The organism is Amycolatopsis sp. WAC 04169 (assembly GCF_003947535.1).
Classification (GTDB): Bacteria; Actinomycetota; Actinomycetes; order Mycobacteriales; family Pseudonocardiaceae; genus Amycolatopsis; species Amycolatopsis keratiniphila.
The window spans coordinates 173,465-194,035 of sequence record NZ_QHJI01000012.1; the positions used below are offsets into that span (position 1 = coordinate 173,465).

The 20,571-nt window shown below is 69.8% G+C and carries 26 protein-coding genes; 13 read left to right on the plus strand and 13 right to left on the minus strand.

Going from position 1 to position 20,571, the window contains the following annotated elements; translation table 11 throughout:
• Window positions 1–49: 49 nt before the first annotated feature.
• Entirely contained in the window at window positions 50–1,471 is a 1,422-nt protein-coding gene (locus DMC61_RS32290) for a S1C family serine protease (protein ID WP_125693985.1), read from the plus strand.
• Window positions 1,472–1,585: 114 nt separating this feature from the next.
• On the opposite strand, the gene DMC61_RS32295 is transcribed toward DMC61_RS32290, so the two are convergent.
• Genes DMC61_RS32295 through DMC61_RS32315 form a run of 5 tightly spaced genes read right to left on the minus strand, consistent with a single transcriptional unit; the run spans window position 1,586 to window position 4,959 of the window.
• Window positions 1,586–1,996, minus strand: coding sequence for a hypothetical protein (locus DMC61_RS32295; protein ID WP_125693987.1), 411 nt, complete (start codon window positions 1,994–1,996; stop codon window positions 1,586–1,588).
• Complete coding sequence (locus DMC61_RS32300; RefSeq protein ID WP_125693989.1) at window positions 1,993–3,060, minus strand: molybdopterin-dependent oxidoreductase; 1,068 nt, start codon at window positions 3,058–3,060, stop codon at window positions 1,993–1,995. Before DMC61_RS32300 ends, DMC61_RS32295 begins: the two co-directional genes overlap by 4 nt.
• Window positions 3,057–3,665, minus strand: a complete 609-nt coding sequence (locus tag DMC61_RS32305; protein ID WP_125693991.1) for a class I SAM-dependent methyltransferase — start codon at window positions 3,663–3,665, stop codon at window positions 3,057–3,059. The genes DMC61_RS32300 and DMC61_RS32305 overlap by 4 nt, the downstream gene beginning before the upstream one ends.
• On the minus strand, window positions 3,662–4,306 hold the full coding sequence (locus tag DMC61_RS32310; protein ID WP_125693993.1) for a DUF2064 domain-containing protein: 645 nt from the start codon (window positions 4,304–4,306) through the stop codon (window positions 3,662–3,664). Before DMC61_RS32310 ends, DMC61_RS32305 begins: the two co-directional genes overlap by 4 nt.
• Window positions 4,303–4,959, minus strand: a complete 657-nt coding sequence (locus tag DMC61_RS32315; RefSeq protein ID WP_125693995.1) for a glycosyltransferase family 2 protein — start codon at window positions 4,957–4,959, stop codon at window positions 4,303–4,305. The genes DMC61_RS32310 and DMC61_RS32315 overlap by 4 nt, the downstream gene beginning before the upstream one ends.
• A 131-nt stretch (window positions 4,960–5,090) precedes the next feature.
• Between DMC61_RS32315 and DMC61_RS32320 the strand changes: the two genes are divergently transcribed.
• From DMC61_RS32320 to DMC61_RS32335, 4 genes are read left to right on the plus strand one after another with little or no spacing between them, the layout of a single operon-like run.
• Window positions 5,091–6,443 (plus strand): hypothetical protein, encoded by a 1,353-nt coding sequence (locus DMC61_RS32320; protein WP_125693997.1) that lies wholly within the window; start codon window positions 5,091–5,093, stop codon window positions 6,441–6,443.
• A gap of 10 nt (window positions 6,444–6,453) precedes the next feature.
• Entirely contained in the window at window positions 6,454–7,152 is a 699-nt protein-coding gene (locus DMC61_RS32325; RefSeq protein ID WP_016337376.1) for a response regulator transcription factor, read from the plus strand.
• Complete coding sequence (locus DMC61_RS32330; RefSeq protein ID WP_125693999.1) at window positions 7,149–8,198, plus strand: sensor histidine kinase KdpD; 1,050 nt, start codon at window positions 7,149–7,151, stop codon at window positions 8,196–8,198. Before DMC61_RS32325 ends, DMC61_RS32330 begins: the two co-directional genes overlap by 4 nt.
• 53 nt (window positions 8,199–8,251) lie before the next feature.
• Window positions 8,252–9,418: a serine hydrolase gene (locus DMC61_RS32335; protein WP_125694001.1), complete on the plus strand. Its 1,167-nt coding sequence runs from the start codon at window positions 8,252–8,254 to the stop codon at window positions 9,416–9,418.
• A 1-nt stretch (window position 9,419) separates the two neighbouring features.
• Here the strand turns inward: DMC61_RS32335 and DMC61_RS32340 are convergent, their stop codons facing one another.
• Together DMC61_RS32340 and DMC61_RS32345 are read right to left on the minus strand one after the other, a co-directional pair.
• Complete coding sequence (locus DMC61_RS32340; protein ID WP_125694003.1) at window positions 9,420–10,223, minus strand: MBL fold metallo-hydrolase; 804 nt, start codon at window positions 10,221–10,223, stop codon at window positions 9,420–9,422.
• A 71-nt stretch (window positions 10,224–10,294) separates the two neighbouring features.
• Window positions 10,295–11,356 carry an NAD-dependent epimerase/dehydratase family protein gene (locus DMC61_RS32345; protein ID WP_125694005.1) on the minus strand — a complete coding sequence of 354 codons (1,062 nt, stop codon included), beginning with the start codon at window positions 11,354–11,356 and terminating at the stop codon, window positions 10,295–10,297.
• A 122-nt stretch (window positions 11,357–11,478) separates the two neighbouring features.
• On the opposite strand from DMC61_RS32345, the gene DMC61_RS32350 reads away from it, so the two are divergent.
• Window positions 11,479–11,979 carry a molybdenum cofactor biosynthesis protein B gene (locus tag DMC61_RS32350; RefSeq protein WP_005155592.1) on the plus strand — a complete coding sequence of 167 codons (501 nt, stop codon included), beginning with the start codon at window positions 11,479–11,481 and terminating at the stop codon, window positions 11,977–11,979.
• Here DMC61_RS32350 and DMC61_RS32355 read toward each other — a convergent pair.
• The gene (locus DMC61_RS32355) at window positions 11,976–12,254 is read right to left on the minus strand and encodes a hypothetical protein (RefSeq protein ID WP_016337371.1); all 279 of its coding nucleotides are present in this window, start codon (window positions 12,252–12,254) and stop codon (window positions 11,976–11,978) included. The two genes, DMC61_RS32350 and DMC61_RS32355, sit on opposite strands and share 4 nt — an antisense overlap.
• 55 nt (window positions 12,255–12,309) lie before the next feature.
• Here DMC61_RS32355 and DMC61_RS32360 point away from each other — a divergent pair, with 55 nt between their 5' ends.
• Window positions 12,310–12,483, plus strand: coding sequence for a hypothetical protein (locus tag DMC61_RS32360; RefSeq protein ID WP_172843561.1), 174 nt, complete (start codon window positions 12,310–12,312; stop codon window positions 12,481–12,483).
• A 6-nt stretch (window positions 12,484–12,489) separates the two neighbouring features.
• On the opposite strand, the gene mscL is transcribed toward DMC61_RS32360, so the two are convergent.
• From mscL to DMC61_RS32375, 3 genes are all read right to left on the minus strand, one after another.
• Window positions 12,490–12,894: a large-conductance mechanosensitive channel protein MscL gene (gene mscL, locus DMC61_RS32365; protein WP_016337369.1), complete on the minus strand. Its 405-nt coding sequence runs from the start codon at window positions 12,892–12,894 to the stop codon at window positions 12,490–12,492.
• Between the two features lie 91 nt (window positions 12,895–12,985).
• Window positions 12,986–13,627, minus strand: a complete 642-nt coding sequence (locus tag DMC61_RS32370) for an SAF domain-containing protein (RefSeq protein ID WP_125694009.1) — start codon at window positions 13,625–13,627, stop codon at window positions 12,986–12,988.
• 115 nt (window positions 13,628–13,742) lie between these two features.
• Complete coding sequence (locus DMC61_RS32375) at window positions 13,743–14,054, minus strand: FmdB family zinc ribbon protein (protein WP_125694011.1); 312 nt, start codon at window positions 14,052–14,054, stop codon at window positions 13,743–13,745.
• A gap of 183 nt (window positions 14,055–14,237) precedes the next feature.
• On the opposite strand from DMC61_RS32375, the gene DMC61_RS32380 reads away from it, so the two are divergent.
• Together DMC61_RS32380 and DMC61_RS32385 are read left to right on the plus strand one after the other, a co-directional pair.
• Window positions 14,238–15,635, plus strand: coding sequence for an aminotransferase class V-fold PLP-dependent enzyme (locus DMC61_RS32380; protein WP_125694013.1), 1,398 nt, complete (start codon window positions 14,238–14,240; stop codon window positions 15,633–15,635).
• Between the two features lie 5 nt (window positions 15,636–15,640).
• A complete protein-coding gene (locus DMC61_RS32385; RefSeq protein WP_038522339.1) occupies window positions 15,641–16,048 on the plus strand; it encodes a VOC family protein in 408 nt (135 codons plus the stop codon).
• Between the two features lie 2 nt (window positions 16,049–16,050).
• Here the strand turns inward: DMC61_RS32385 and DMC61_RS32390 are convergent, their stop codons facing one another.
• Window positions 16,051–16,608, minus strand: a complete 558-nt coding sequence (locus DMC61_RS32390; RefSeq protein WP_016337364.1) for a helix-turn-helix domain-containing protein — start codon at window positions 16,606–16,608, stop codon at window positions 16,051–16,053.
• A gap of 77 nt (window positions 16,609–16,685) precedes the next feature.
• Between DMC61_RS32390 and DMC61_RS32395 the strand changes: the two genes are divergently transcribed.
• The 4 genes from DMC61_RS32395 to DMC61_RS32410 are packed head-to-tail and all read left to right on the plus strand — an operon-like array spanning window position 16,686 to window position 19,587.
• Complete coding sequence (locus tag DMC61_RS32395; RefSeq protein WP_125694015.1) at window positions 16,686–17,822, plus strand: MFS transporter; 1,137 nt, start codon at window positions 16,686–16,688, stop codon at window positions 17,820–17,822.
• A 9-nt stretch (window positions 17,823–17,831) separates the two neighbouring features.
• Window positions 17,832–17,993 (plus strand): CopG family transcriptional regulator, encoded by a 162-nt coding sequence (locus DMC61_RS32400; protein ID WP_125694017.1) that lies wholly within the window; start codon window positions 17,832–17,834, stop codon window positions 17,991–17,993.
• Window positions 17,990–18,337, plus strand: coding sequence for a VOC family protein (locus DMC61_RS32405; protein ID WP_125694019.1), 348 nt, complete (start codon window positions 17,990–17,992; stop codon window positions 18,335–18,337). The genes DMC61_RS32400 and DMC61_RS32405 overlap by 4 nt, the downstream gene beginning before the upstream one ends.
• Window positions 18,334–19,587: an MFS transporter gene (locus tag DMC61_RS32410; RefSeq protein WP_125694020.1), complete on the plus strand. Its 1,254-nt coding sequence runs from the start codon at window positions 18,334–18,336 to the stop codon at window positions 19,585–19,587. The genes DMC61_RS32405 and DMC61_RS32410 overlap by 4 nt, the downstream gene beginning before the upstream one ends.
• Here DMC61_RS32410 and DMC61_RS32415 read toward each other — a convergent pair.
• Entirely contained in the window at window positions 19,563–20,558 is a 996-nt protein-coding gene (locus DMC61_RS32415; protein ID WP_125694022.1) for a teichoic acid biosynthesis protein C, read from the minus strand. The two genes, DMC61_RS32410 and DMC61_RS32415, sit on opposite strands and share 25 nt — an antisense overlap.
• Window positions 20,559–20,571: the final 13 nt, after the last annotated feature.

Genomic DNA, 20,571 nt, shown 5'->3' on the forward strand with positions numbered 1-20,571 from the left:
CACAGCTTTGGCTCAGGAACTTCTCAGGACCATCCCGCAAGGTGAAGACATGACCGAGAACGACGCCGAGAAGGCGCGGCCCGCCGGCGATCGGCCGGACGCGGAGCAGAGCGCGAACTGGGCGGCTCAGCCCGCGCCGCAACAGCCTGACGCGACCGGCCTCGGCGGCCATGCCACTCCGCACACCGGAGCGCAGCAGGCCTACCCCGCGGAGCAGCAGCAGTACAACCCGTGGTCGCCTCAAGCCCAGCAGACACAGGCCCAGCAGACGCAGGAGCACCAGGCGCAGGGACAGTACACCCAGGGCCACCAGATCCCCGGCCAGCAGACGCCGTTCACCCAGCCGGGTCCGTCGGTCTACGCGGTCCCGCAGCAGCGCCAGGCGCAGAAGTCCACCTCGGGCAAGCTGCTCGCCGGTGTCGCGGCGATCGCGCTCGTCGTCGGCGGCGTCGCGGGCGGCACGGTCGGCTACCTGACCGGTGACGGGTCCGGCGGTTCCGCCGTGAACGCGCTCGACGCGCCGAAGCCGGCCCAGCAGACGGGCAACCTGCCCGCCGGTTCGGTCGAATCCGTGGCGCAGAAGCTGTCGCCGAGCGTGGTCGAGCTGCAGGTGTCCGGCCGGTCGGGTGCGGGCGAGGGCTCCGGCTTCGTGCTCAGCACCGACGGTTACGTGCTGACCAACAACCACGTCGTCGAGGTCGCCGCCGGTGGCGGGCAGATCCAGGCGGTGTTCCAGGACGGCAAGAAGGGCACGGCGACGGTCGTCGGCCGCGACCCCACGACGGATATCGCCGTGGTGAAGGTCAGCGGTGTCAGCGGCCTGACCCCGGTCGAGCTCGGCCGCTCCGACGACCTGCGGGTCGGCCAGCCGGTGGTCGCGATCGGTTCGCCGTTCGAGCTGACGGGCACGGTCACCTCGGGCATCGTCAGCGCGCTGAACCGGCCGGTGAGCGCCGGTGGCAACGGCGACCAGACCACGGTGATGTCGGCGGTGCAGACCGACGCGGCGATCAACCCCGGCAACTCGGGCGGCCCGCTCGCGAACATGGCCGGCCAGGTCATCGGCATCAACTCGGCGATCTACAGCCCGAAGTCCGCGCAAGGCCAGGGCGGTGAGACCGGCGGCAACGTCGGCATCGGCTTCGCGATCCCGATCGACCAGGCGCGCCGCACGGCCGACGACATCATCAACACCGGCCAGGCGACGCAGACCTTCATCGGCGCGCGAGTGCAGACGGCGCCGACCGGCGGAGCGCAGCTCGGTGAGATCTCGCCGGGCAGCCCCGCGGAGAAGGCGGGCCTCAAGTCCGGCGACGTCGTGACGAAGCTGGATGACCGGTCGATCCCCAACGCGGACGCGCTCGTCGCCGAGATCCGCACCAGGGCACCGAACGACAAGGTGAAGTTCACCCTCAGCGGGGACAAGGTCATCGAGGTGACCCTCGGCGGCCAGCCCGTCACCCCGAACTAAGAGACGCTCGGCCGCAGTGCGCGGCCGAGACCAGCTCCGGCTCGAACCCCCAGCGGGCCGGACCCAAGAGGCCACGTGCGACCGGCTGCCAATCCCGGTCGCGCGTGGCCCCTTTTACTGCGTCTTACGCCTGAGGAACACGGCCAAGAGCACACCGAGCCAGACGACCGCCAGGGTGACGAGCAGGCCGGTGACGGTGTCGGCGTCGTGCAGGCCAGGGTTCCGCGCGCCGCCGAACGGCCGCCACAGCAACGGGAACGCGAGCAACGTCAGGACACCGGTGAGCACCGCGCCCGTTTTGACCGGGGTTTTCCAACGGTCCGGGAGGAATCTGCTCAGCGTGAAACCCACGGCTCCGACCAGCGGGGCGACCAGCAGGTCGTGGACCAGCGGACCGCCGGCGAGCCAGCCGAGCGTCCCGAAGACGTCCGGGCGCAGCGGGAAAGCGTACTCGGAGAACAGCACCGCGCCCCACGCGAGCGCGGCGAGGCCGGGCAGGAACAGCAGCAGCCGCAACGTCTTCACAGCGTCTCCAAGCGGGTGACCCATTTCGTCTGCAGGACACCGGGCCGGTTCGGGGCGATGATCCGGCACGGGAAGCCATGGTCGGCGTCGAGTACTTCACCGTTGAGCTCCAAAGCCAGCAGGGTGAGTTCGTCCGCGGTGTGCTCGCCGGGGAGATCGCTGATCCCGTACGGCCCAGCCTTCTCCAGGGAGAACACGCGGACCGGCGTGCCCGGTGTGCTCCCGGCGTGCCGCAGCAGGTCCGGCAGGGAGACGCCGCTCCAGTGCGCGGATTCGCTCCATCCCTCGACGCACGCGATCGGCAGTTCCGCCGAAGTTCTCGGCAGGGCACGGAGTTCGTCCAGCGAATAGGTATTCGTGCCGCTCGGCGTCACCACCGTGAGCCGCCAGTTCGGGTCTCTCGCCGTGGCCAGGACACCGGCCGCCTCGGCGGTCCGGTTCACCGGCAACCCTTGCGGTCCCTTGCCGCTCCGCCAGGACAACCCGGAAACGTTACGCAGCAACGGAACCGTCGCTCCAGCCGTCGCCACGACGGCGACGCCTGCGGCCAGCCAGGTCGTCCGGAGGAAGGCTCGCCGCGATGGTTCTGGCTTCGTTGTGAGCGAGCGGCGAACGATGGGGAGCTTCACCGCGATGTGCACCAGGATCGAGCCGATCGCCACCCACGCGACCGCGTAGTGCAGCTGCGGGAAGTAGAAGTTCCACGGATAGTTCTGCGCGACGTTGAACAGGCCGGTGACGAGTTCGAAAAAGGCGGCCGCGGAAAGCACGAGGATCGACAGGCGTTCGAGCGCGTGCGGCAGCGACCGGATCACCGGACGCTCGAAGAGTTTCGGGTAGACACTCCAGAGTTTGGCCAGCAGCAACGGAATCGACGCGATCCCGGAGACCACGTGCGTGCCCTGGGTGACCCGGTACAGCCAGACCGGACGGCTCGGCCAGCCGAACCACGACGGCGGATGCTGGATGAGATGGCTGAGCAGGCCGGTGACGAAACACAGGGTGAGGGTGACGGCGAGGGCGAGCCCGATCCGGGACGTCACGCGCTCCGAAGGCGTGTTCATGCTTTCTCCAGGCAAGCGAACCAGCGGTGACCGTGGCTGGTGGACCAGGCGACGCGGAACGCGGTGCGGGCGGCGAGGTCCGCGATCGCCTCGACACCGACCCACGCCCAGGTGAACCACGCGCCGTCCTCGGGCCGCAGCCGGACCCGGTCCTGGCGGAGGCCGCGGCCGGGCGGGTCGAGTTCGACGAGCACGGTCCCGCTCTCGGTGAGCAGTTCCGCCATCCGCGTCAGGAGGCGGTGCGGATCGCCGCCGATGCCGATGTTCCCGTCTGCCAGCAAAACGTGCCGCCAGCGTCCTTCGCCGGGAAGCCGGTCGAAGACGTCTCGATGGAGCGCGGCGGCGCCCCGGTCGTGGGTGAGCCGCACGGCGGTGGCGGAGATGTCGACGCCGAGCGCGGCGACCCCGCGTTCGGACAGCGCGGCGGTGAGCCTGCCGGGGCCGCAGCCGACGTCGAGAGTCGGGCCGTCGCAAGCGTCGAGGAGGACTTCGTCGCCCTCGCAGGGGATGGCCGTCCAGCGGTCCACCGGCAGGTCGACGCGTTCGCCGGTCGCCAGTTCCAGCCAGCAGCGGTGGCCGAGCAGGCCGCGGTCGAAGGCGGTCACCGGACTTCGGCCACCGCTCGGGCGAACCGGCCGTGTGGTGCCACTTCGGCGACCCGGCGTGCGTCCGCGATCGTGTCCACATCGGACAGTATGGGTAGGTGTCCTGGAGAAAGCCCTGCTTCGGTCAGCGCGCGCAGGGTCTGCCGCCCGGTGTCGTCACGCGACATCGGGACCCCGGCCAGAGCTTTGGCGTGTAATGGGTCCTTGAGTCCCAGAGCCCACCAGCCGCCGTCTTCGGCAGGCCCGAGCACCGAGTCTTCGGTCCGGCTCGCCGCTTGAGCCAGGAGTGCCGGGGTGACCTGCGGGGTGTCCATCCCGATCTGCAGCACCGATTCCCCGGGGCGAGGGGCGTCCGCGTGCGCGTTGACGAGCCGCATGTCGAAACCTTCACCGCGCTGGGGGATCACCTCCGCTTTTCGGAGTGCCGCGGCGATTTCCTTGCCGCGGGCGGCTTCGCCGAGTTCGCCGGTCATGGCGACGACCACGCGCGCGTCCGGGGTCGCGAGGGCGGCGTCGAGGGTGTCGAGCAGTGAGGCGGCCGCGATCCCGGCTGCCTGTTCCGCTGTCGCGGACGGGCACAACCGCGTCTTCGCGAAACCGGGCACAGGCGCTTTGGCGACGATGAGCAGGCAGAAGGTCATCGGCTCAGCACCCGCCCGAAATCCCGTGCGGCGCGCAGGGTGCCCCGCAACGAGCCGGAGACCTTCGACTTCGTGCCTTTCGCGCGTTCGCCGTACGACACGTCGAATTCGGTGACCCGCCAGCCCGCGCGCCTCGCCTTGATCAGCAGTTCGAGCGGGTAGCCGAAGGCGCGATCGGTGACGCCGAGATCGAGGAGCGCCTGTCGCCGGACGGCCCGCAGCGGCGCGATGTCCCGGACCGGCAATCCCTTGTACCGCAACAACGACGAGATCAGCGCGTTCCCGGCTCTCGCGTGCCATGGCCAGACTCCCGGCCCGGACGACACCCGCCGCCCGACCGCCAGATCCGCGTCCGCGAGGCCGCGGACGAGCATCGGAAGTTCGGCGAGATCGAGAGAGCCGTCGGCATCGGCGAAGCAGACGACGTCCGCCGTCGCCGCTTCCAGCCCGGCGTGCACCGCGGCGCCGTAGCCGCGCCGGGATTCGTGGACGACCTTCGCCCCGAGCCCGGCCGCGATCTCGGCGGAACCGTCCGTGGAGCCGTTGTCGACCACGATCGCCCGATACCGCTCGGGCAGCGCCGCCAGTACGCCGGGCAGGGCGCCGGCCTCGTCGAGACAGGGGAGCACGACGTCAACCTGGTCATCGTTCACGCAACGCACGTTAAATCCGGGATGGACGGACGAAAACCCTTGCCGTGCTTACCGAATCATGACGTCGGCGAAGTCCTTACCGAGTTCTGACGGATCCCGCGTTCAGCCCGATGGGCGCGGGGAACGCGGTTATGGTGCCGGTGATGTCCACTGTCACCGCCCCTTCACGTACCGGTCGCCGGGCCGATCTGATCGCCGTGGGGCTGGCGATGCTCGTGGTCGCCGCCGCGATCGGCGTCGGCCTCTACTACAACCGGCCCGGTTCCGGCGTGGTGATCTACGCGTTCGCGCCGCCGCTGTTCGGTTTGTGGCTGCCGCATGTGGGGCCGGGTTCGGTCGCCGCCGTCGTGCTCGCGCTGCTGGTCGTCACCAAAGGTCCCTCGCTCGCCGCCCGGCTGCGATGGCGCCCGCTGCTCGCACTCGGCTACGTGACCGCGCTGGCGTGGACGTTCTCGCTGGCGATGATCGACGGCTGGGCGCGCGGTTTCACCGGCAGGCTCACCACCGAACACGAGTACCTGCACGAGGTCCCGGGGATCACCGACATCCCGAAGATGCTGAACGAATTCTCCTCGCGAATCCTGGACTTCCAGCCGGCTTCGTGGACGACGCACGTTTCCGGGCATCCGCCGGGCGCGACGCTGGTCTTCGTCTGGCTCGACAGACTCGGCCTGCAGGGCGGCGCGTGGGCGTCGACGGTCGTCGTGCTGGCCGGTTGCCTGGCCGTGGTCGCGGTGCCGGTGACGCTCGCCGCGCTGGGCCGGGAGGACGCCGCCAGGACGGTCCTGCCGTTCGCGGTGCTCACTCCGGGCGCGATCTGGATCGGGGTGTCCGCGGACGGGCTCTTCGCGGGGGTCACGGCGACCGGGATCGCGCTGCTGGCGCTCGCCAAGCGACGGCGGATCCTCGCGCTCCCCGGTGGTCTGCTGCTCGGGTTCGGGCTCTTTCTCTCCTACGGTCTCGTGCTGCTGGCCGTGCTCGTGCTGGCCGTTGTCATGCTCACCCGCGAGTGGCGGATCCTGCTCCTCGCCACGGCGGGTGTGGCCGTGGTCGTCGTGGCGTTCGCGCTGGCGGGTTTCTGGTGGCTCGACGGCTATCACCTGGTCGTCGAGCGCTACTACCAGGGGATCGCCACGCTGCGCCCGTACTCCTACTGGGTGTGGGCGGATATCGCGGCGGTGTTGATCGCGATCGGCCCCGCCGTGATCGCCGGGACGCGACGGGCCGGCGCGGACTTCCTCGCCGAGCCGAAACGGTCGTTCCGTGAGCCGGTCACGCTGATCGTGCTGGCCGCGGTGCTGACGATCGCTTTCGCCGACCTGTCCGGCCTGTCGAAGGCCGAGGTCGAACGCATCTGGCTACCGTTCGAGGTGTGGCTGCTGCCCGCGGTGGCGCTGCTGCCGTCGAAGGGGCGGCGGTGGTGGCTCGCCGCGTCGGCGGCCACGGCGCTGGTGGTGAACCATCTGGTGCTGACGAGCTGGTGAGGTGGATGGCATGACAGAGCAGGGCCGGGTGCTCGTCGTCGACGACGACGAGACCGTGCGGGACGTCGTCCGGCGGTATCTGGAGGTCGCGGGCTTCGAGGTCGACGTCGCCGGGGACGGCACCGAGGGGCTGCGGCTGTTCTCCACGACCGGGCCGGACCTCGTGGTCCTCGACGTCATGATGCCCGGGCTCAACGGGCTCGAGGTCTGCCGTCGGCTGCGGCAGGTGAGCCAGGTGCCGGTCGTGATGCTGACGGCGCTCGGCGAGGAGGAGAACCGGATCGCCGGACTCCAGCTCGGCGCCGACGACTACGTCACGAAACCGTTCAGCCCCAAGGAACTCGCGTTGCGGGTGGCGTCGGTGCTGCGGCGGGCGCGGATGCCGCGGCCCGAACCGGCCGCCCGCGTGATCACCGACGGAGACCTCGCGTTGCAGATGTCGGCGCGGCAGGCGGCCCTCGGCGGCGTGGAACTTCCCCTGACCAGCCGGGAATTCGATCTGCTCGCGTTCTTCCTCACCCATCCCGGAGTGGCGTTCTCCCGCGCCGACCTGCTGGAGAAGGTCTGGGGCTGGGACTTCGGCGACCAGTCCACGGTGACCGTCCACGTCAGACGGTTGCGGGAGAAGATCGAGAAGGACCCGGCGAAACCCGTCCGCGTCGCCACCGTATGGGGCGTCGGCTACCGGTACGACCCGGTGCGGCGATGATCGGCTCCGGGGAGTCGCTCGGCGAGATGCTGGCCCACGCCTGGCACATCCTGCCGTTCGCGCTGATGTTCGCGCTGCCGGTGGTGCTGCTCGGCGGGCTGGCGTTGTACCTGCTCCGGCACGGTTCGCTCGCCAGCACGATGACGATCCTCGTTTTGATCCCGGTGTTCGCGACGCTGATCGCGGTGCTCGGCATCAGCGGGTTCATGTTCACCCCGGCGCTGACCACGATGACCCTGGTCTGTCTGCTGGTCGCGCTCGTGACCGTGCCGGCGGCGCTCGTGCTCGGCCGCGCGATCGCGCGCCGCAGTGTGTGGGAACGGGAGGCACGGGAACGGGAGCGCGCGGCCGAGGCGTCGCGGCGCGAACTGGTCGCGTGGATCAGCCATGATCTGCGGAGCCCGCTGGCCGGGATCCAGGCGATGGCCGAGGCCGTCGCGGACGGCGTCGTCGCCGACCCGATCGAGGTCACCGGCTACGCGCGGCGGATCAGCGGGGAGACCACGCGGTTGTCCGGCATGGTCGGCGACCTGTTCGAGCTTTCGCGGATCACCGCGGGCGCGCTGCAGCTGACGATGGCCGCGGTGCCGCTGCGCGACGTCGTGAGCGACGCCGTCGCCGCGCAGGCGCCGCTCGCCGAGCAGAAACGCGTACGCATGATCGAATACGCCAACGTGTGGCCGGTCGTTTCCGGCAGCGACCCGGAACTGGCGCGGATCGTGCGCAACCTGGTGTCCAACGCGGTGCGGCACACCCCGCCGGACGGGACGGTGGCCGTCCAGATCGGCATCGAGGGCGGAGAGGCGCTGCTCGCGGTTTCCGACGGCTGCGGCGGGATCCCCGACGACGAAATCGGCCGCGTCTTCGACGTCGCGTTCCGCGGGACGAGGGCTCGGACGCCCGAACGAGGTGGGCTGGCGAGCGGCGGCGGACTCGGCCTCGCGATCGCGAAAGGCCTGGTGGAAGCCCATCGCGGCCGGATCGGCGTCCAGAACCACGGACCCGGCTGCCGGTTCGAGGTCCGGCTTCCGCTCGCCATGCCCTGACGTGTCAGCGGCGTGTCACCGCGGTGTCAGCGTGGACGGCGATCGTTGCCGCCATGACCACTTCAGCGAAGCGATTCTTCCGACGGGCGACGATCACCGCGGTGGCGGCCGCGCTGCTGGCCGGCGTCACCCCTGGCCTCGCCGCCGCGGACAGCGGACGGGACCGGCCGGACCTGCGGGCGATGGCCGAGGAGATCGTCGCCTCCGGTTTCGCCGGCGCGCAGCTGCGGGTGCACGACCCGCGAGGTGACTGGACCGGCAGCGCCGGGGTGCGCGAGCTGGGCTCGGCCGCCAAGCCGCCGACCAACGGACGGTTCCGGATCGGCAGCAACACCAAGACCTTCGTGGCCACCGTCGTGCTGCAACTGGTCGGGGAGGGCAAGATCGGCCTGGACGCGCCGGTGGCCGGGTACCTGCCCGAGTTCGGCCTCGACCGGCGGATCACGGTGCGGATGTTGTTGCAGCACACCAGCGGCTTGTTCGACTACACCGGCGCGATGCTGCCCGACGGCACGATCGTGCCGGGAATCCCCTTGACGGGCAAGGAGTTCCTGGACAACCGGTATCACACCTACCAGCCGGAGGAGCTGGTGCGTTTCGGCCTGTCCAAGCCGCCGCTGTTCGCGCCGGGCACGGACTGGACGTACACGAACATCAACTACGTCCTGGCCGGGCTGGTGATCGAGAAGGTCACCGGCCGTCCGTACGGCGACGAGCTCCAGCGGCGGATCTTCCGGCCGCTCGGGCTCCGGGACACCGTGGTTCCCGGCACCTGGCCGGGCATCCCCGGGCCGCATGCCCACGGCTACTACCGCTACGAGGAGAAGCCCGGCCAGTGGAAGACGGTCGACATCACGAACCAGAACCCGTCGTGGGCGTCCAGCGCCGGTGAGCTGATCTCGACCACGAAGGACCTCCACACGTTCTTCTCCGGGCTGCTGGACGGAAAGCTGCTGCCCGCCCCGCTGCTCGCCGAGATGCGCAAACCGCACCCGAAGGGCGGCTACGGACTCGGCCTGTACGTCCAGGAAGCGAGCTGCGGCACCGTCCTCAAGGGAATGGGCGGTTTCCACGGCTTTGGAACGGTCATGGCCGGCACGGCCGACGGCAGCCGGACCTTCGAGCTGTCCATGACCTACGGCGACTCGGCGGCCGATCTGGGGCAGGCCTACAACAAGGCGGACCAGCTGCTCACCGACAAGGTGCTGTGCGGCAAGTAGGTCAGAGCCGCAGGAACCCCATGTCCGGGAAGTGGGCCGGCGCGATGATCGCGCCGGTCTCTTCCGCTTCGGCGAGAAAGCGTTGCCGGGTACGGAGAGCGAGATCGGGGTCGACGTCGCCGAGGAAACCGACCCGCGAGTCCGTCAACTGCGCGGGAGTGTGCAGGACGTCGCCGAGCAGCAGCAGACGCTCGTCGTCCGCGGTGATGTCGAGGACGTAGTGGCCGGGCGTGTGTCCCGGAGCGTGCCGCGCCACGATCCCGGGCGCGATCTCGACGGCGTCGCCGCTGATCGCCTCGGTCAGCCCCGCGCCGCGGGCGGTCTCCATCCCGACGCGGCTCCATTCGCCCGTCCCGGCGGGCGCGATCAGCGCGTCCCAGTCGAGCCGGCCGAAGACGACCTGGGCACCGGGGAAGGTCAGGTCGCCTTCGGGGGCGATCCAGCCGATGTGGTCGTTGTGCAGGTGGGTGAGGAAGACGGTGTCGATCTCGTCCACCGGGCATCCGGCCTTGTCCAGCGCGGCGGCGAGGTCGCCACCCGTGCCCATCGGCGGCGTCGGATCGCCCTTGGCGGGCGTCATCCCCGGCGGAAAGGCGAATTCGCGCGGGCCGAGGCCGGTGTCGACGAGGATCGTGCGGCCGTTGCCGCGGATCAGGTACGCGCCGGTCGGGACGTGCACGGTGCCGTCCTCGTCGAAGACGTCCCGGTGGGCTTCGGGGTCGAGACCGGGGAAAAACGCGAGCGGCAGCCGGATCAGGCCGTCCCCGATCGCTTCGATCTCGATGTCTCCGACGGTGATGCCCACCAAAACCCCCAAAAAAGTCGATTCCGTTGCCGGGAACGACAACCGGCCGGGGGCCCGGTCTGTTCCCGGTTTCAGTAACCGACCGGTTCCCGCAGCTCAGCGGTGGCGAAACCGGCGATGCCTTCGGCGAAACCCGTTCGCGCGGTGAAGCCGAGCAACCGCCGGGCACGGGCGGGATCCGCGACGACATGCCGGACGTCGGCGGGCCGGGCCCCACCGGCGATCTTCGGGGCAGGCCCGGCACAGGCCTTCGCCAGCTCTTCGGCGAGTTCGCCGACGGAGTGGGGTTGCCCGGAGCAGATGTTCAGCGGAGTCAGGTCGCCTTCGGGCCCGTCGGTGCTCAGCGCCAGGACGTTCGCCCTCGCCACGTCGTGGACGTGCACGAAGTCGCGCTGCTGCTTGCCATCCTCCAGCACGATCGGCGCTTCGCCGCGCAGAAGCGAGGAACGGAACAGCGACGCGACACCCGCGTACGGCGTGTTCTGCGGCATCCGCGGACCGTAGACGTTGTGATAGCGCAGGGCCCAGACCGTTCCGCCGGTCTGACGGGCCCACGCCGCCGCCAGATGTTCCTGCGCGAGCTTGGTGGCCGCGTAGGTGCTCCGCGGCCGCAGCGGCGCGTCTTCGGGGACCAGCCGCCAGCCGAGCTCGGCGCCGCAAGCCGCGCACGTGGGCTCGAAGTGTCCGCCATCCACATCGGACTGTTTCCGCGGCGACGGCGCGACGATGCCGTGGACGGCGCACTCGTAGCGACCCTCGCCGTAGACGACCATCGACGAGGCGAGCACCAGTTTCCGGACTTTCGCCCGGTGCATGGCCGCGAGCAGCACGGCGGTCCCGTAGTCGTTGTTCAGCGCGTACGACGGGGCGTCGGACGGATCGACCCCGTGCCCGACGACGGCCGCCTGATGGCAGACCGCGTCGACACCGTCCAGCAGTTCCGCGACCAGCTCCGTGTCGGTGACGTCGCCCCGAAGGAACCGGTGACGGCCGGTGTACCCGGGCGGGCGCGGCGAACCGTGCGCGGTGCCGAGGAGGTTGTCGAGGACGACGACCTCGTGGCCTTCGTCGGACAGCAGATCGGCCACGTGGGAGCCGATGAACCCGGCCCCGCCGGTTATCAGTGTTCGCACCACTCCGACGCTAGGGGCGTTTTCCGGCGGTGGACCCGGATCACCGGCTCACGTCAGGGAATCGTCACAACTACGCGGCACCGCCGGAGCGAAGATCAGCCGAAACCGGATACGGTGTGCCTATGGAACGGAGCGCACAACGGCTGGGCCGCGCACTGGTGGTCATCGTGGACGATCGCGTCGCCCACGGCGAACACGAGGACAACACGGGACCGTTGGTCACGGAGCTGCTCGAAGAGGCCGGGTTCATCGTCGACGGCGTCGTCGTGGTCGAGGCCGAGACGGCCGCGATCCGCAACGCGCTCAACACCGCGGTGATCGGCGGCGCCGACCTGGTGATCACCGTCGGCGGCACCGGGGTCTCCCCGCGCGACCGCACACCCGACGCGACGGCCGGTGTGCTCGACCGCCCGATCCCGGGCATCGGCGAGGCACTGCGCGCGTCCGGTCTCGCCGCCGGCGCGGTGGACGCGGGCATCTCCCGGGGGCTCGTCGGCGTCTCCGGCAGCACGCTGGTGGTCAACCTCGCGGGTTCCCGCGCGGCCGTCCGCGACGGCATGGCGACGCTCTCGTCGCTGGTGCCGTACGTGATCGACGAGCTGTCCGGGCTCGAAGAGGCCTAGTTCTTCGGGGCGGGTCCGGGCTCTGTCCCGGGCTCGCCCTTTTTGTCGTGGTGCAGCACTCCTTCCACCTTTTCGGTGACCTGGCCGATCTTGTCCTCGAACCGGCCACCGGTGACCTTGTTCGCCCCGGCCGACGCCGCCGAGACACCCTTGGCCGCGACGTCGCCCGCCTTCTCGGCCAGCGGCCCGGCCTTCTCGCGGACTTCGCCCGCGACCTCTTCCGCTTTGTGGATGGCCTGCGCGGCCAGCCCCTTCGCTTTGTCGACAATGCTCATGCGCTGATGGTCCCACCGGTCGGGGTACCTCGCGACCGGTGCGAAAATGGACGTCATGCCAGGTGAAGACGAGGACAAGCGCTCCGCCGCGGCGGCGAAACGACGGGTCGACGAGATCTTCGGCGACGTCCTGCCGGACACGACCTCCGACGAGCGAGAGCCGGGGCAGCGCACCCCGGACTCCGACTCGTGGTTCTTGGAGAACCGGCCGCCTCATCACGACCGGTGAACCGGGTCAGCTCTGGCGGTTCTGCTGCGCGCGCAGCAGGTCCCGGATTTCGGTGAGCAGTTCGACGTCGGTCGGCTCTGCCGGGCCTGCCTCCTCGCCGCGCTTGCGCCGCTCCTGGACGTGCTTGACCGGCAGCACGATCACGAAGTAGACGACGGCCGCGACCAGCACGAAGTTGATCGCCGCGTTGATCACGCCGCCGAAGTCGAGGAACGTGGCGTCGTTCTCGGCCAGGATGTTGAACCCCAGCCCCTTGGCGGCGTCCGACCCGCCGATGGTGTTGATCAACGGTTTGATCAGGCCGTTCGTGAAGGCCGTGACGATCGCGGTGAACGCGGCGCCGATGACCACCGCGACCGCGAGGTCGACGACGTTCCCGCGCATCAGGAAGTCCTTGAAACCCTTGAGCAAGTCGCTCTCCTCTTCACCTGGGACGGTTCGCCGACCGTCCCTTTCCATACCGGGGGGACGCAGGCGCCCGCCGCCATAGGGCAGGCGCGAGCTAGCGGAGGGTAACCGTTATGGACCGTTCCAGCGAGGTGGCCGCGACTCGTGTCGCGATCGCGGAAGGCAGGGAAAGCAGCACCAAAGGTCCCTTGCTCCCGGCGCCGGGAGCGGTCGGATCCCGGGCACCCTGTTCGCCGACGGCGGCCACGACGGCCATGCTGGCCAGCACAGATGCTTCGCGTCCGGCTTCGGCAGCCGCGACGACGTCGACGCGCTGGCCCGGCCTGAGCAGTTCCGAGACGCCGGCGTCGGCGAGCCGCACTGGGACAGTTGAACTCTCGGGATCACCCGATCCGGGGATGTCCGCGTCCAGCAGCCGGACGTCGGTCAGCGGTTCACCCGCCCTCGCGGCACCGACGAGCAGCCGTCCCTCCACGGAGGCGGGCAGGCCGGTGGCGCCCTGTGGACGGACGTCGTCCGGGAAGTCGACGAGTTCGAGGTCGGTGGCGCGCAGCACCGACCCGGCCGGGAGGTCATGGGCGGAGACCACGGTCGCGGTGCCGGGCGCGCCGCGTGCGGACTCCGGCAGGAAGAGCGCGACCAGGCCGCTGAGCAGCAGGGACAGGGCAAGCCAGCGGCGCATCAGCCGCGCGGGCCTGCCGCGGAGTCTTCGCAGGACGGGCAGATCGTGGAACACGGGATTCCCCCTCGTCGATCGGTGATGATCTCGACGCTAGGGGCGACACGCGGCCCTGGAAAGAACGAAAACCCCCGGCTGTGGATAACCGGGGGCCTGTGGACAACTCGGGACGTCAGGAAGCGGCGGCGGCCGTTTTCGTGGTACCCGTGGAGGAGGATGCCGGGCTCTTGGTCTCCGACTTGGACTCGGTCTTCGACTCCGACTTCGTCTCGGTCTTGGTCGGGGCCGCGGTCGTGTTGGCCTTCGAGTCGCGCGAATCGTTGCGGTAGAACCCGCTGCCCTTGAAGACCACGCCGACCGAGCTGAAGACCTTGCGAAGCGGGCCCGAGCACTGCGGGCACACGGTCAAGCTCGCGTCGGAGAACGACTGCACGGCCTCGAAAGCGTGGTCGCATTCCTTGCAGGCGTATTGGTAGGTGGGCACTGCTGCTCCTTCGTGCATTGGCACTCAGCCGACAAGAGTGCTAACGCCTAACGGTACCGGGGCATTCCGACGCAGGTCAAACAAGGTTTCCCAAGGTCACATGACGCCCTGGTCACGGCCTATCGTCCCGAAGGCCTTTCGAGGCAGGATGGCGTGAAGACCATCGTGGAGGAGCGCGTCCGGATGAGTGAGTTGCGAGATCTGCTGGCCGGCGTCGCCGCCCGCGTCGCCCACTACCGCGAAAACGTCGCCGACGCCCCGGTCTTCCCGGACGACACGACGGGCGTCCGGGAAAAACTCGGCGAACTGCCCGAGAAACCCGTCCTGCCCGCCGACGTGATCCGGCGGCTGGCCGACGCCGTCGAGCCGGCGCTGGTGGCGAACACCGGGCCGAGGTACTTCGGTTTCGTCACCGGTGGCGCGCTCGACGCCGCGACCGCGGCCGACATGCTGGCGACCGGTTGGGACCAGCCCGCGTTCAACCAGGTCACCTCGCCCGCCGCCGCGATCGTCGAGGAAGTGGCGGGCGAATGGCTCAAGGAGGTCCTCGGCATCCCGGCCGGTGCCTCCTTCGGCTTCGTGACCGGCGGACAGGGCGCGAACACGGTCGGCCTCGCCGCCGCCCGGCATCACGTGCTGGCGCGGGCCGGATGGGACGTCGAGCGCCGGGGGCTGCAGGGGGCGCCGCCTCTACGGGTCGTCGCCGGAGAGGAGCGGCACGCGTCGATCGACCGGTCGCTCCGCTTGCTCGGCCTGGGCACCGACGCCGTGCGGTCGGTGCGCGCGAACGGACAGGGCGCCATCGACATCGCCGATCTCGAGCGGACGCTCGACGGGCCCGCAATCGTTTGCCTTCAGGCCGGGAACGTGAACACCGGTGCTTTCGACGATTTCGCCGCCGCGACGGAGATCGCCCACCGGCACGACGCGTGGGTCCACGTCGACGGCGCGTTCGGGCTCTGGGCGGCCGCCGCTCCCACACTCAGGCGATGGACCACCGGACTGGCGGCGGCCGACTCCTGGGCGGTTGACGGGCACAAGTGGCTCAACGTCCCGTACGACAGCGGCTACGCTTTCTGCGCCCACCCCGAGTCGCACAGGGCCGCCATGGCGGTCACCGCCGCATACCTGACCGGTCAGGGTGACGGCGGCGTGAGAGCGCCGGGTGACTTCGTGCCGGAGTCGTCCCGCCGGGCGCGAGGATTCGCGACGTGGGCCGCGCTCAGCGAACTCGGCCGGGAGGGGATCGCCGAGATGGTCGAGCGGTGCTGCGCGCTGGCGAGGAGGTTCGCCGAGAAACTCGAAGCGTGCGAAGGCGTCACCGTCGTGAACGACGTGGTGCTGAACCAGGTGCTCGTCGCCTTCGACGGCGAAACGGACCGCGTCGTGGGAACCCTCCAGCGATCCGGCGAGTGCTGGATGGGCGCGACCACCTGGCGCGGACGGCGCCTGATGCGCATCTCCGTGTCCAACTGGAGCACGACCGAAGCGGACGTCGATCGCAGTGTCGAGGCGATCAAGGCGGCCTGGAAGAGCGATCAGGAATCGAGAAGCGTCGAGAACCGGTCTCACCTAGCGTGACCGTCATGGACATCGCCATTCACGGGAGCTTCCTCCCGCAGACCGACCCCGAAGCCGCACTGGCCTTCTACCGCGACCTCCTCGGCTTCGAGGTGCGCAACGACGTCGGCTACGACGGCATGCGCTGGCTCACCGTCGGCCCGCCGGGACAGCCCGTGTCGATCGTGCTGCACCCGCCCGCCGTCGACCCGGGTATCACCGACGACGAACGCCGGGTGATCAGCGAGATGATGGCCAAGGGCACCTACGCGGGGATCCTGTTCTCCTCCGACGATCTCGACGGCCTCTTCAAGCACCTGCAGGAGGCGGGCGCCGAGATCATCCAGGAGCCGACCGACCAGCCGTACGGCCTGCGTGACGGGGCCGTCCGTGACCCGTCCGGGAACCTGATCCGTATCCAGCAGCGCGTCTGAATTCACCGGGTGCGGGCGCGGACGTGGATCCGCTCGCCCTGTTCACCGAAGAGGCTGAGCACCTCGACCCGCCCGCGGCCGGTGGCGCCGAACCAATGCGGCGTCCGGCAGTCGAATTCGGCGGCCTCGCCGGGGCCGAGCACGACGTCCTGGTCGCCGAGCACGAGCCGCAACCTGCCTCGCAGCACGTAGAGCCATTCGCGGCCGCCGTGCGTTCGGGTGCGGGGCTCGTCGTCGCTCGCCGGGATCGTCATCTTGTAGGCGCGGGGCCCGTCCTCATGCCGGGTGAGCGGGATGAGCACCCGGCCGTCCGAAGGCGCTTCGAGCACCCTCGGTGAGGCGACGATCTCGTCGACGCGCAGGCCCAGCGCGGCGATCACCGGCAGCAATAGTTCAAGGCTCGGCTTGCGCTGTCCGGATTCGAGGCGGGACAGGGTGCTGGTGGAGATGCCGGTGGCGCGGCTGAGCTCCACCAGCGTCGTGCCCTTCTTCTCCCTGGCGCGGCGCAGCCGGGGCGCGATCAGTTCGATCGCCGCGGTGACGGCGGGTTGGCTCTCCATACGGCCAGCACAGCAGCTCGTCCCGGTTCTGGCAAAGTTCTTTGCCGAAACAGCCAGAATCTCCCGATGCTGGCGCCATGATCGAGACGAAACGCCTTCCCGCCGGGGTCTACCTCCTCGCCTTCAGCCTGTTCGCGATGGGGAGCGCCGAGTTCCTCATGGCCGGGGTCCTGCCCTCGGTTGCAGCCGATCTCGGCGTCTCCCTGTCCTCCGCGGGCGCGCTCATCACCGCGTTCGCCCTCGGTGTCGTCCTCGGCGGTCCGCCGTTCGCCGTGCTGAGCCTGAAATGGCCGCGGCGTACGGCGTTGATGACCACACAGGCCGTCTTCGCCGCCGCCATCGCCGTCGGCCTGCTCGCCGACGACTACTGGCTCCTCCTGGTCACCAGGTTCGTCGCCGGTCTCGCCTACGCCGGCTTCTTCGCGGTCGCAGCCGTGACCGCGATCAGCCTGGTGACGCCTGACCGCAACGCCCGCGCCTCCGGCGTCGTCGTCACCGGGCTCAGCATCGCGATGGTGGCCGGGGGGCCGGCGGGAACCCTGCTGAGCAACCTCACCGACTGGACCGGTGGCTTCTGGGGCGTCGTGACGCTGACCGTCGTGGGCGTGATCGCGTGCGCCGTCGGCCTGCCCGCGACCGCGCCTTCGGCGGAACCCAGCCTTTCGGGGGAGCTGCGCGCCATGCGGACGCCACGCCTTTGGGGCGTCTACGCGATCACCATCCTGAGCACCGCCGCGTACATGGTGTCCTTCAACTACCTGGCGGCGATGCTCGCGGACGTCGTTCCCGCGGTCTGGATCCCCGCGGTCCTCGCCTTGTTCGGGATCGGCGCCTTCGCCGGACTGTCGATCGGTGGCCGGATTTCCGACCGTCGTCCGCACCACGCGTTGCTCGGCGGCGGCGCCGGCATCGCGGTCTTCTCGGTGATGCTCGCCCTGTTCGCCACTTCCGTCTGGGTCGTCGTGCCGACGGTGTTCCTGCTGGGCGTCGTGGCCTTCGTGCTCAATCCGGCGCTCTACGGGCGGGTGTTCACGATCGCTGCTTCCGCCCCGACCCTCGCCGGTGCGACCACGGTCTCGGCCTTCCAGCTGGGCATCAGCCTCACCCCGGCCTTCGCCGCCGGGGCGCTGAATCTGGGTGCTTCGCTGGCCGCCATCCCGTGGATCGGTGCTGGTTTGGCGCTGATCACGGTGGCGCTTGTGCTCGTTTGCTAGCATGCGAGCATGGCTCAGGTCGGGAAACGGCAATTCAACGTCTATCTGCCGCCCGACCTCATCAAGCGGGTGAAGCACGCCTCCGTCGACGCCGACGAGTCACTCTCGTCGTTCGTCGAACGGGTGCTGGAGGAGTACCTGTTGCGGACCAGTGAGGAACGCGAGCGATGAAGATCATGCCGATCCGCTACAGCGCGGACGTCGAGGCCATGACGCGGTTCTACGAGGTGCTCGGCCTGCGGACCGGGCCGGTGTCGCGCCCCGGAGGCTGGGTCGAGATGCCCGCCGAGGCCGGGATGCTGGCCATCCACCGGTCGTCCGGCGACGACGTGGGCCGCTGCGAGCTGGCCTTCGAGGTCGACGAGCCGCTGGAAGACGTGGCGGAACGCCTGCGGACAGCCGGATTCGATCCTGGGCCGCCGATGGACGAGGGCTTCGGTCACTCTCTGCGTGTCCAGGATCCGGACGGGGTCTGGGTGCAGCTGAACCGGTACGACCGAGATCTCTACACATGACGGGAGTCCGGCTGGCGGTCGGCATCGTCGCGCTGGAGTTCGCGGCCGCCGTCACCGGTTTCGTCGCCTCCACCTTGCTGCCCGTCGTCGCCGCCGATCTCGACGCGAGGAACGACCTCGGACTCCTGATCGCCGGCTCGACGCTGGGCCTGTTCGTCGCGCTTCCCTTGGCGAGCAGGGTTCTCGCCCGGCTGGGCCCTCGCGGCACGCTCGCCGCCGGGATGATCGCCTACCTCGGCGGGCTCGGCTTGGCCGCGTCGGCGCGGACGGCGTGGATGTTCGCCCTCGGCCAGTTCTCCGCCGGGCTCGCCAGCGGGTTGCTGGCGATTTTCGGTGTCAGCTCGGCGATCCGGCATCTCGACGACCGGCTGCGGATCCGCGTGATCGCGGCGTCTTCGGCGATGTGGATCCTGCCCGCCCTGATCGGTCCGGCCGCGACCCTCGGCCTGGAACATCTCGTCGGCTGGCGGTGGACCCTGCTGCTGCCGGTGCCGTTCGTCCTTTTCGGACGGTTGCTGATCGTGCGCGCCGCCCGCGGTGACGCCCCCGATGCCGCTTCACGGCCCTTGCTGTGGACGCTGTCGGTGCCGCTGGGAGCCGCGATCGTCGTGTTCAGCGCGGGTTTCTGGCCGTTCGCGCTCGCCGGGGCGGCGATCACCGTCGTCGGGACGGTCGCGATCCTGCCGCCGGGCACCGCGCGGCTCCGGCCGGGAACCCCCGCCGCGCTCGGCGCGATGGTGTTGTTCGCGATCGGCTATTTCGGCGCGGACAGCCTGATCACCGTCCTCCTGACGAGCGTTTTCCAGGTGAGTCTCGGGCAGGCGGCGATCGTCCTGAGCGCCGCCCCGCTCGGCTGGGCGGTGACCAGCCTCGTGGCGGCCAAGTTCCCCTCGGCACGCTTCCCTGTCGTAGGCCTGAGCCTGACCGCCCTCGGCACCGCGGCCGTGGCCTTCGGTGGTTCGTTCGCCACGGCCCTCGTCGCCTGGGTCGTCGCCGGAATCGGCGTCGGGCTCGCGTACCCGGGCCTGTACCTCAGGGCCACGACGGCGGACGCGAGCGGTTTCACCGCCGCGGAACTCGCGACCGCCGTCATCACCGCGGAATGCGTCGGGCAATTGCTGGGCAGGGCCGTCGGTGGCGCTTTGAGCTCATCCGGCACCGGTTTGCTGGCCTCGTACGGGCTTTTCGCGGCCGCCCTGGCGGCGGCCGCGTTCGCCGCGAGCCGTCAGTCGATAAGGACGTTCTTGTAGAACAGGTTCGCGTAGCGGTTGATGTTGTCCATGCTGCTCCGCGACCCGAAGCCCATGTACAGCCGGGTTTCCCCGGCCAGGCTCCGGTAGATCCCGAGCCCCTCCGGCTCGCGGAACACCAGAGACTGGCCCGCCTTGGTCAGCGCGCGGCTCTTCACCGTGCCCGTGTTCATGTCGATGCAGGTGACGTAGGAGTTGATGTCGGCGGGATCCGCGTGGCCCGTACCGTCCAATGTGTACAGATACTGGCCGTAGATGGTGTACCCCTGGAAGGTCACCGGCACGGTGGACAGCGCGGGCTGAGCGAAATGCGCCAACGGCGAGCTGAAGTTCCCGGCGGCCGCGGAGGCGAGCGGGTAGACGCTGTAGAACATCTTGCCGCCCTCCTTGCGGCGGACTGCGATCCGCTTGTTGATCGGATCGGTGGCGCAAGTGATCGTGTCGCTGCCGGTGAGGAACTTCTTCACCGATGGCGTGCCACCGTTGACGAACTTGAACCGGGCCAGCGCCGTCCCGCGCCCTGCACTAGTCGGTCCGTCCGAGTCGCATTCCATCCAGATGTAGGAGTCGGTACCCACCGGTTCGACGCCGATCGACACCCCGTGCCCGGCGTTGTTCAAATGCATCGAACCCTGGATCTCGCCGGAGAAGTTGACCTGGGTGATGCACAGGTCGTCACCGGTCCCGCCGTTGCGGGCGTTCACGATGAAGATGCGCACGTTCTGGTTGTCGAAGGCGAAACCCTGCATCACGTGGTGCGACTCGTGCAGGATCTTGCTGCGGAACTCGTCGTAGGACGGCTTGGTGAGGTCGAACCGCTTGGACGCCGGCACGGCGGCCGAAGCAGGCGCGGCGAACACCGCGCCGGTACCGAGCAGCGCCGTCGTCGCGGCGAGACCACCGCCGGCGCGCAGCAGCGAACGCCGGGAGAACGGGGATCGGACGGGATCCGGGGGCACCTGCTCGGACATGGGCGCTCGCCTT

Bases quoted from the DNA above. Each gene is read 5' to 3' on its own strand.
- DMC61_RS32290 (WP_125693985.1), top strand. From the start codon at position 50: ATGACCGAGAACGACGCCGAGAAGGCGCGGCCCGCCGGCGATCGGCCG.
- DMC61_RS32300 (WP_125693989.1), bottom strand. From the start codon at position 3,060: ATGAACACGCCTTCGGAGCGCGTGACGTCCCGGATCGGGCTCGCCCTC.
- DMC61_RS32310 (WP_125693993.1), bottom strand. From the start codon at position 4,306: ATGACCTTCTGCCTGCTCATCGTCGCCAAAGCGCCTGTGCCCGGTTTC.
- DMC61_RS32320 (WP_125693997.1), top strand. From the start codon at position 5,091: ATGGTGCCGGTGATGTCCACTGTCACCGCCCCTTCACGTACCGGTCGC.
- DMC61_RS32325 (WP_016337376.1), top strand. From the start codon at position 6,454: ATGACAGAGCAGGGCCGGGTGCTCGTCGTCGACGACGACGAGACCGTG.
- DMC61_RS32330 (WP_125693999.1), top strand. From the start codon at position 7,149: ATGATCGGCTCCGGGGAGTCGCTCGGCGAGATGCTGGCCCACGCCTGG.
- DMC61_RS32335 (WP_125694001.1), top strand. From the start codon at position 8,252: ATGACCACTTCAGCGAAGCGATTCTTCCGACGGGCGACGATCACCGCG.
- DMC61_RS32350 (WP_005155592.1), top strand. From the start codon at position 11,479: ATGGAACGGAGCGCACAACGGCTGGGCCGCGCACTGGTGGTCATCGTG.
- DMC61_RS32355 (WP_016337371.1), bottom strand. From the start codon at position 12,254: ATGAGCATTGTCGACAAAGCGAAGGGGCTGGCCGCGCAGGCCATCCAC.
- DMC61_RS32360 (WP_172843561.1), top strand. From the start codon at position 12,310: ATGCCAGGTGAAGACGAGGACAAGCGCTCCGCCGCGGCGGCGAAACGA.
- DMC61_RS32380 (WP_125694013.1), top strand. From the start codon at position 14,238: ATGAGTGAGTTGCGAGATCTGCTGGCCGGCGTCGCCGCCCGCGTCGCC.
- DMC61_RS32385 (WP_038522339.1), top strand. From the start codon at position 15,641: ATGGACATCGCCATTCACGGGAGCTTCCTCCCGCAGACCGACCCCGAA.
- DMC61_RS32390 (WP_016337364.1), bottom strand. From the start codon at position 16,608: ATGGAGAGCCAACCCGCCGTCACCGCGGCGATCGAACTGATCGCGCCC.
- DMC61_RS32395 (WP_125694015.1), top strand. From the start codon at position 16,686: ATGATCGAGACGAAACGCCTTCCCGCCGGGGTCTACCTCCTCGCCTTC.
- DMC61_RS32400 (WP_125694017.1), top strand. From the start codon at position 17,832: ATGGCTCAGGTCGGGAAACGGCAATTCAACGTCTATCTGCCGCCCGAC.
- DMC61_RS32405 (WP_125694019.1), top strand. From the start codon at position 17,990: ATGAAGATCATGCCGATCCGCTACAGCGCGGACGTCGAGGCCATGACG.
- DMC61_RS32410 (WP_125694020.1), top strand. From the start codon at position 18,334: ATGACGGGAGTCCGGCTGGCGGTCGGCATCGTCGCGCTGGAGTTCGCG.
- DMC61_RS32415 (WP_125694022.1), bottom strand. From the start codon at position 20,558: ATGTCCGAGCAGGTGCCCCCGGATCCCGTCCGATCCCCGTTCTCCCGG.